This is a genomic window from Methylobacterium tarhaniae (assembly GCF_001043955.1).
Taxonomy (GTDB): domain Bacteria; phylum Pseudomonadota; class Alphaproteobacteria; order Rhizobiales; family Beijerinckiaceae; genus Methylobacterium; species Methylobacterium tarhaniae.
Genome location: NZ_LABZ01000285.1, coordinates 1 through 7,353, shown reverse-complemented (window position 1 = coordinate 7,353; position 7,353 = coordinate 1). Strand labels below are relative to the sequence as shown.

7 protein-coding genes are annotated in these 7,353 nt (G+C 74.8%); 3 read left to right on the top strand and 4 right to left on the bottom strand.

Annotated features, from left to right (window positions below; all coding sequences use genetic code 11):
• On the bottom strand, positions 1–456 hold a 456-nt coding region (locus tag VQ03_RS28825), incomplete at its 3' end, for an EamA family transporter (RefSeq protein ID WP_048454361.1).
• Positions 457–578: 122 nt separating this feature from the next.
• On the opposite strand from VQ03_RS28825, the gene VQ03_RS28820 reads away from it, so the two are divergent.
• Both VQ03_RS28820 and VQ03_RS28815 read left to right on the top strand, forming a co-directional pair.
• A complete protein-coding gene (locus VQ03_RS28820; protein WP_048454360.1) occupies positions 579–1,229 on the top strand; it encodes an alpha-ketoglutarate-dependent dioxygenase AlkB in 651 nt (216 codons plus the stop codon).
• A gap of 87 nt (positions 1,230–1,316) precedes the next feature.
• Positions 1,317–2,288 (top strand): hypothetical protein, encoded by a 972-nt coding sequence (locus VQ03_RS28815; RefSeq protein ID WP_053078781.1) that lies wholly within the window; start codon positions 1,317–1,319, stop codon positions 2,286–2,288.
• 46 nt (positions 2,289–2,334) lie between these two features.
• Here the strand turns inward: VQ03_RS28815 and VQ03_RS28810 are convergent, their stop codons facing one another.
• From VQ03_RS28810 to VQ03_RS28800, 3 genes are all read right to left on the bottom strand, one after another.
• Complete coding sequence (locus VQ03_RS28810) at positions 2,335–3,219, bottom strand: peptidoglycan-binding domain-containing protein (protein WP_048454359.1); 885 nt, start codon at positions 3,217–3,219, stop codon at positions 2,335–2,337.
• A gap of 76 nt (positions 3,220–3,295) precedes the next feature.
• Positions 3,296–5,149 carry a sensor histidine kinase gene (locus VQ03_RS28805; protein WP_048454358.1) on the bottom strand — a complete coding sequence of 618 codons (1,854 nt, stop codon included), beginning with the start codon at positions 5,147–5,149 and terminating at the stop codon, positions 3,296–3,298.
• 146 nt (positions 5,150–5,295) lie between these two features.
• Positions 5,296–5,526: a heavy-metal-associated domain-containing protein gene (locus tag VQ03_RS28800; RefSeq protein ID WP_048454357.1), complete on the bottom strand. Its 231-nt coding sequence runs from the start codon at positions 5,524–5,526 to the stop codon at positions 5,296–5,298.
• A gap of 198 nt (positions 5,527–5,724) precedes the next feature.
• On the opposite strand from VQ03_RS28800, the gene VQ03_RS28795 reads away from it, so the two are divergent.
• Positions 5,725–7,323 (top strand): EAL domain-containing protein, encoded by a 1,599-nt coding sequence (locus tag VQ03_RS28795; protein ID WP_048454356.1) that lies wholly within the window; start codon positions 5,725–5,727, stop codon positions 7,321–7,323.
• Positions 7,324–7,353 lie beyond the last annotated feature (30 nt).

Below are 7,353 nucleotides of genomic sequence, written 5' to 3'. Positions count from 1 at the left end.
GCCCGGCAGGGCGGCGGCCTCGAAGGTGAGCGACCCGCGGCCGAGGAAGAGCGTGACGACGCCGGCGAGGCCGAGCAGCGCGCCGGCGAGGTGCGCCGCGCGCAACCCCCCTTCCCCGGGCAGCAGCGCCGAGAAGAGGACGATCAGCAGCGGCCAGAGATAGCTGATGAGCCCGGCCTCCGCCGGCGGCGCGAGGCGCAGGGCCGCGAAGTAGAGCGCGTGATAGCCGAACAGCCCGACGATCCCGAGCGCCCACACCGCGGGCGGCTGGCGCAGGGCGGCGAGCCCGGAGGGCCGCACGATCCAGCTGGCGCAGCCGAGGAGCCCGCCGACCAGGAAGGTCATGGCGGCGAGCTGGAACGGCGGCACCGCGCCGGAGGCCGCGGTGAACAGGGCGAGCAGCGACCAGAGCAGGATGGCGCCGGAGCCGATCAGGGTGGCGGTGCGGATCGTCATGGTGCGAATCGTTTCGGGGCGCGGATCGTCCCGGCCGGCTCTACCATGGCGGTCCCGTCGGCTCAGCGGGAAATCGCGCGGAAGATCGGGTAGGACAGGCATGTCCGACAGAGGAGCGCGCCCTGATCGACCTCGCCCCCGGCCTGATCCATTACCCGGGCTATCTCGACGCCGCCGCGCAGGCCGCGCTCGCGGCCGACCTCGCCGCGGTGCTGCGCGAGGCGCCGCCCTTCACCCCGACGATGCCGCGCACCGGCAAGCCGTTCTCGGTGCGGATGACGAATTGCGGTCCCCTCGGCTGGGTCTCCGACCGGGCCGGCTACCGCTACCAGGCGCGGCATCCGGAGACCGGCCGGCCCTGGCCGGCGATGCCCGCGGCGGCGATGCGGGCCTGGGCCGACCTCGCCGGCTGCCCGGCCGGGCCGGAGGCCTGCCTCGTCAACCTCTACGCGCCCGGCACCCGGATGGGGCTGCACCAGGACCGGGACGAGGCGGAGTTCGCCGCGCCGGTGCTCTCGCTGTCGCTGGGGGCGACCGCGCTGTTCCGCTATGGCGGCCTCCAGCGCTCCGATCCGACGCGCTCGGTGCGGCTGTCCTCCGGCGACGCCCTGGTGATCGGGGGTCCCTCGCGCCTGATCTTCCACGGCGTCGACCGCCTCCTGCCCGCCGACCTCCTGGCTCCCGGATCCGGCCCGGCCCTGCCCGAGGCCGTGCCCCCGGGCGGGCGCCTCAACCTGACCTTGCGGCGCGTCTCGGCGATCCGCCCCGCTTGACAGAGCGGCCCGGGCGGCCGACGCATCCGCCGGAATCCCGACGGCCGTCCGATCCCGGGCGGCGTCCGCCGAACCGAGACGAGTCTGATGCCGACGAGTCCCCTGTCGCTGCGCGCCCTGGCGCTCCTCTCCTGCCTAGCGACCGGCCTCCTGGGCCTGCCGGCCGGGGCCTTGGCGGCCGATCCGGTCTACCCGCCGGGCTCGCGCTTCGGCTTCGAGCCGGCCAAGGAGATGGTGGTGTCGCGCCGCTTCACCGGCTTCGAGCGGCAGGGCGGCGGCGCCACGGTCTCGGTGGTCGAGCTGCCGCCGCAGGCCTACAAGGATCTCACCGCCAACTTCACCGACGAGAACCTGAAGAGCCAGGGCCTGGTGGTGAAGAGCCGCGAGACGCTGAAGCTCGCCGACGGGCGCGAGGGCCTGCTGTTCACCGGCGAGCAGCCGATCGAGCAGCCCGCCGGCGCGCCGGCCCTGCACAAATGGGTCTTCCTCGTCTCGGATCCGACCGTCACCGGCATCATCATCGGCCAGACCCTGCCCGCGGCCGAGTCCGACGAGGCGATGCGCACGATGCTGACCAGCGTGCGGGTGCGCCCGGCGCTCACCCTCGACCAGCAGGTCGCGGCCCTCCCCTTCCGGATCACCGAAGCCGCGGGCTTCCGCCCGGTGCGGGTGCTCGGCGGCAACTCGGTGCTCTACACCGACGGACCGAAGGACCAGATGATGAACCTGGAGCAGCCGATCCTGGTGCTGGCCGAGGCGGTGCAGCCGGCGCCGCCGGCCGAGCAGCGCGACGCCTTCGCGAAGGCCGCGCTCTACTCGAACCAGACCATGAAGGACTTCGCGATCGAGCGCTCGCAGAGCTTCCGCCAGAACGGCGCCGACTGGCACGAGATCGTGGCGCGCGCGGTGGACGTCCCGTCGGGCACGCCGGTGGTGGTGTCCCAGACCATCCGCTTCCAGCCCGACGGCTACTTCCGCGCCGTCGGCGTGGTGCGCGCGCAGGACCGCGAGGCGGTGCTGCCGCGCTTCCGCAAGGTGGTGGACAGCGTCGCGTTCTGAGCGCGCGGGGCCAGGCCGCCCATCCCATCCGCGACGGAACGAGCCGCTAATCCGGCTTCAGCCCCGAGCGCGCCTCGAGTTCCTGCAGGGTCCGGCGCGCCACGCTGGCGCCGGGCAGGCGGCGCTCGCGCTCGAAGCGGGCCAGCGCCGCGCGGGTGCTCGGGCCTGCGATGCCGTCGACCGTGAGCGGGCCGTAACCGAGCTTGATCAGGGCGCGCTGCGCATAGGCGACCGACTTGTCGGGCTTCGCCCCGGCCACCGGTGCCGCGGCGTGGAGGGCCGCGGCCTTCGGCTCGCCGGCCCTCGCCTCCCGCACCGGTGCCGGCGGATGCGACGCGGGCGCGGCCTTGCCGGCAGCCTCCCGGACCGGAACGGGCGCAGATCTGGCCGGAACGGGTCTCGGGTTGACCGAGGCGGTGGTGTGGTCGTCGCCGCGGACCAGCGCGCCGATGGCGTCCGGCTTGGGCGACCGCGACGGAGTGTCGCCCGAAGCACGGGCCGCATCCGCCCGGGCCGTCGTCGCGGGGTTGGCGCCCTCCGACGTCTCAACCGGCCCCGACACCGCCTTGGCCGGAGGGCCTTTGGCCGAGATGTCCTTGGCCGGAGTCGTCTTGGCCGGGGTCGTCTTGGCGAAGAGCGGCGCCGGATGACGGCCGGTCTGGAAGCTGAGGGCATTCGCCGCCACCGCCGCCACCGCCCCCAGGACGAGGAGACCCCCGACGATTCCGGCCGGGTGGCGCAGGAGCTGGTCGGCCCGGCCCCGCAGGCGATCGAGGGGACCGGCGGGACGCGGGGCGCTCCTGGGAGCGCGCGGCGCCCGGGGCCCCGACCGCGGGCGCGGTGCCGGCCGCGTCTCGGCGGTCAGCGCCACGTCGGAATCGTGTCGTCGGGCCGTCGCCTCGACGGTTTTCCGGGCCGGCGCCTCGGACATCGCGTCTCCTTCGGGGTTCGGCCGCTCCGCCTCCGAGCGGCCGGATTTGGAGCGGACCAGGGATGGGCGGGTCACGTCAGCCGGTCAGCCGCATCGTGGCGGGCGTCCTCGTGGGGGACACCTCGGCGGCGCTCCCCGCGAGGGATCCGGTGCGGATCGCCGCCGGTCCGCCGGGCACGGCGCGCATGCCGCGGCAATCGAGCGGCAGCGTGACGACCACCCGCGTACCGCAGGACGGGCTGCTCTCGACGGTGAGCTCGCCGTGATGCAGCCCGACGAGGCCGCGCACCACCGAGAGCCCGAGGCCGGTGCCTTCGTGCGGGCGGCCATAGGCGGCCCCGGCGCCAAGGCCGGCCTGGAAGAACGGATCGCCGAGGCGCGGCAGGTCGGCTTCGGCGATGCCGATGCCGGTATCGACCACCGCCATCTCGACCCGGTCGAAGACCCGGCGCACCGAGAGCGTCACGTCGCCGCCCCGGGGGGTGAACTTCACGGCGTTCGACAGGAGGTTGATCAGCATCTGCCGGCAGGCGCGCGGGTCCGCCGTGATCTCCGGGAGGTCGGCGGCGACCTCGCGGCGCAGGCGCACCCCGCCCTGGTCGGCACGGATCTGCATCAGGTCGCAGACGCCGCGGGCGAGGCCCGCGAGGTCGAACGGCTCGGGCACGTAGTCGAAGTTCCCGCTCTGGATCCGCGACATGTCGAGCAGGGCGTTGACCACCTCGAGCAGGTGCCGGCCGGACGAGTGGATGATGCCGGCATATTCCCGCCGCCGCTCGGGGCCGAGCGCCAGGGTCGATTCGGCCTCCAGCATCTCCGAGAAGCCGATGATGGCGTTGAGCGGCGTACGCAGCTCGTGGCTCACGGTGGCGAGGAAACGGCTCTTGACCTCGTCGGCGCGCTCGGCCGCAGCCCGCGCCTGATCGAGTTCCTCGGCCCGGCGCCGGTGCTCCGACACGTCGCGGGTCACCGCCACCACGGCGGCCTCGCCGGCTGCCGCCGGGATCGCCGTGCCGGGCACCCGGTGGGCCCGCATCTCGGCCCAGATCACCCGGCCGGGCCCGCCCGCCTCGCCGGCGGCGTGCAGGCGGAACTGCACCGTCACCGGCTGAGCTTGGTCCGCGGCCGCGCTGAGCGCGGTCAGGAAGGCCGGGCGGTCGGAGACGTGGACCCGGTTGAACAGGCCGCGGCCCTCCAGGGCGTCCGGCGTCGTCCCGGCCAGCGCCCGGGCGCCCGGGCTCGCCTGCAGCACGCTGCCGTTGCGGTCGTGCCAGGTCACGAGGTCGTCGATGGCGTCCAGCAGCAGGGCATCGCGCAGGGAGGCGGCGTTCAGCCGGGCGCTCCAGCGCCCCTCGCGGCGGCGATGCTCCACGGAGAGCGCCAGCACGTGGCAGATCGCCGTGATGGCGAAGACCGGCATCGCCAGGGCCGCCGGCCAGGCGAAGAAGCCGAGGCCCGTAGCGGGCTCGATCATCGCGACCGCCACCGCCCCCAGCATCGCGAAGCCCGCCGCCACCAGGCCGGCCCGGTGCGAGCCGGCGAGCAGCGCCTCGACCGGGATCATCACCAGCCAGATGCCGACCGCCGAGGTCGGGCCGCCGGTGAGGCTCGCCAGGCACACGATCAGCCCGGTGAGGGCCGCCGACGACAGGCCGTGCGCCAGCGTGAGGTTGCCTGTGCGCGCCAGCAGCAGGGCCGCGACCACCGGCAGCATCAGGCAGGCCGCCGCCGCCGCCTCGATCAGCGTCGGCACGCCGCGCCAGAGGAGGTAGGGCGGCAGCATCGCCATCAGCACGGCGCCGGTGGCGAGCCGCGAGATCAGGAACCGCTCGTGGCGGGCCCGCTCGGCCGGGTCGCCCGCGACGGAATCGTGGACGAGGCCCGTCAGCCGGGCATCGATCAGGGACGCAAAGGCACTGTTGATACGCACACCGCCACGCCAGCGCGGGAGACCTCGCGGCCCCGGCGCCCCTACACTGCGAACTGCCGAAACCCTCGCAGAGGCGGCTTAAACGAACGTTAGAGCGCGCGGGGCCCGGGATTCTTGTCCCCGGGCGATCGGGCGCGGGCGCATCTCTACCCCGTCATGGCCTCGGCCTCGTACCCGGCGCGATCCAGCGCCTGGGCCACGTCGAGGGCCTGGGCGTCGGTCACGACCGCGACCCGGCCCGCCTCCAGGTCCACGCGCACCTGCGCCGCCGGGTCGAGGCGCTGGACCGCCTTCGTCACCGCCGCGACGCAGCCCTGGCAGGTCATGCCCTCGACCTTCATCAGGAGTTCCATCCGCTCGCCGGACCGATCCGTCATCGTGTCTCTCCTTACACGCTGCGGCGCACCAGGGCCGCGCAAGCCATCTCGGTTACTGCGGCATTCAGGACAAGGGTCCCGCGAAAACCGTGGGCAGCCCGTGGCGGCGTCTTGCGGGTATTCGGCACCTCGGCGACAACCGGGACATGCCGGACCTCGCGGAACCCGGCATGTCCTCGACGCGTAAGAGGAATCGCCATGGCCCTCAAGACCGGCCGGCGCGCCGGCGGGTCGTCGGTGGGCCGGATCGCCCTCAGCCTCTCGTGCCTCCTGGCGGGCGGGCTCTGCCTGGCGGTCGCCTTCCTGTCCGCTCCCGTCCTCGGCGCCGTGGCCGGGGCCGCGCTCGCCGCGGCGATTTTGGGCGGCGTGGCAACGGCGCTCTCCTTTCGCCGCGCCCGCCGCCTCGCCGGGCAGGTGGAGAAGCTGTCGGGCGAGATCGACCTGCTCTCGCGCCGCCTGCTGACGCTCGAGCAGCAGGGCGCACCGGCCGAACAGACCGGGAAGCTGGAGAGCGGCCTGTCCGAAGTCACGGCCGAGATCGGCCTGCTCGGCGGCATCGTGCGCGAGCTCGCCATCGCGGTGGCGGCCCAGGACGACGACCTGACCCGCCTGAAGGCCGGACCGGCCGCCGCAGCGCCGCAGACCGTCGCGCCCGAGCCCGTGCAGGCCCCGACCGCGCCGGCCCAGGCGCCGCCGGTGCAGGCCGCGCCCGTCCCCTATCCGGCGGCTCCCCACCCCGTGGCGGCTCCGATGCCGGCCGCTTCCATGCCGTCCACTTCCATGCCGGCCGCCCACGCCGAGCCGCCCCGCACGCCCCCCGCCTACGCCGCGGCGCAGACCTTCGCGCCCGCCGCCGCGCAGGCTCCCGCGCCGCCGCCCGTGCCGTCCTGGCCAGCGGAGCCCGCCTCCGTGCCGCCGGCGGCCGCCCGTACTCCTCCGGCCGCGCCGTGGGCCTCCGACCCGATCCTGCCGCGGGACACGGTCCCGGCGCCGCACCGGCCCTTCGTGCCCGAGCCCGCCGCAGAGCCCCGCCCGGAGGCCGAGATCCTCGCCGCCCTCACCCAGGGCCTCGAAGTCTACCTGCAGCCGATCGTCAGCCTGCCGCAGCGCAAGGTGGCGTTCTACGAGGCCCTAGCGCGCCTGCGCGTCGGCGACGCCCTCTTGTCGCCGGCGGAATTCGTGCGGGTTCTGGAGCGGCACGGGCGCACCACCGAACTCGACCGGCTGATGCTCGCCCGCGTGACGGCGATCGGCCAGCACCTCGCGGGCCGCGGCAGCGAGACGCCGGTCGCCTACGCCCTGTCGCCGGGCTCGCTGTTCGAGCCGGGCTTCCTGCGGGCGGTGGGCCGCCTGATCGACCTGCATCCGGAACTCGCCGGCCGGCTGATCCTGGCGCTGCCGCAGCGCAGCTGGCGCAGCCTCGATGCCGAGCAGGCGAGCGCCCTCAACACCCTGCGCGAGCGGATCGGCCTCGCGGTCGACCGGGTGGTGGATCCGCGCCTCGACGCCGCCGCGCTCGCGGCCCGCGGGGCGAGCTACGCCAAGGTCGGCCTTGATACCCTGCTCGGCGAGCACGGCGCGGCGCTCGCCACCACCCTGGCGCGGGCCGGGATCCGGCTGGTGGCGGAGGGCGTCGAGCGCGAGGCCGACGTGCCGGACCTGATCGACCTCGACCTGCCGCTTGCTCAGGGAACCGTGTTCTCGCCACCCCGCGTCGTCCGGCCGGAGGTGCTCTCGCCCCCCGCCCCGCCGCCGGTGCGGCGCGCCTTCCGGGACGTGTTGCGCAGAGCAGTGTGACGACTCGGCCGTGTGACGGGTGACGAAGCG

What these genes read in the sequence shown, in the direction of transcription:
- VQ03_RS28810 (WP_048454359.1), bottom strand. Translation starts at nt 3,219, where the DNA reads ATGTCCGAGGCGCCGGCCCGGAAAACCGTCGAGGCGACGGCCCGACGA.
- VQ03_RS28800 (WP_048454357.1), bottom strand. Translation starts at nt 5,526, where the DNA reads ATGACGGATCGGTCCGGCGAGCGGATGGAACTCCTGATGAAGGTCGAG.
- VQ03_RS28815 (WP_053078781.1), top strand. Translation starts at nt 1,317, where the DNA reads ATGCCGACGAGTCCCCTGTCGCTGCGCGCCCTGGCGCTCCTCTCCTGC.
- VQ03_RS28795 (WP_048454356.1), top strand. Translation starts at nt 5,725, where the DNA reads ATGGCCCTCAAGACCGGCCGGCGCGCCGGCGGGTCGTCGGTGGGCCGG.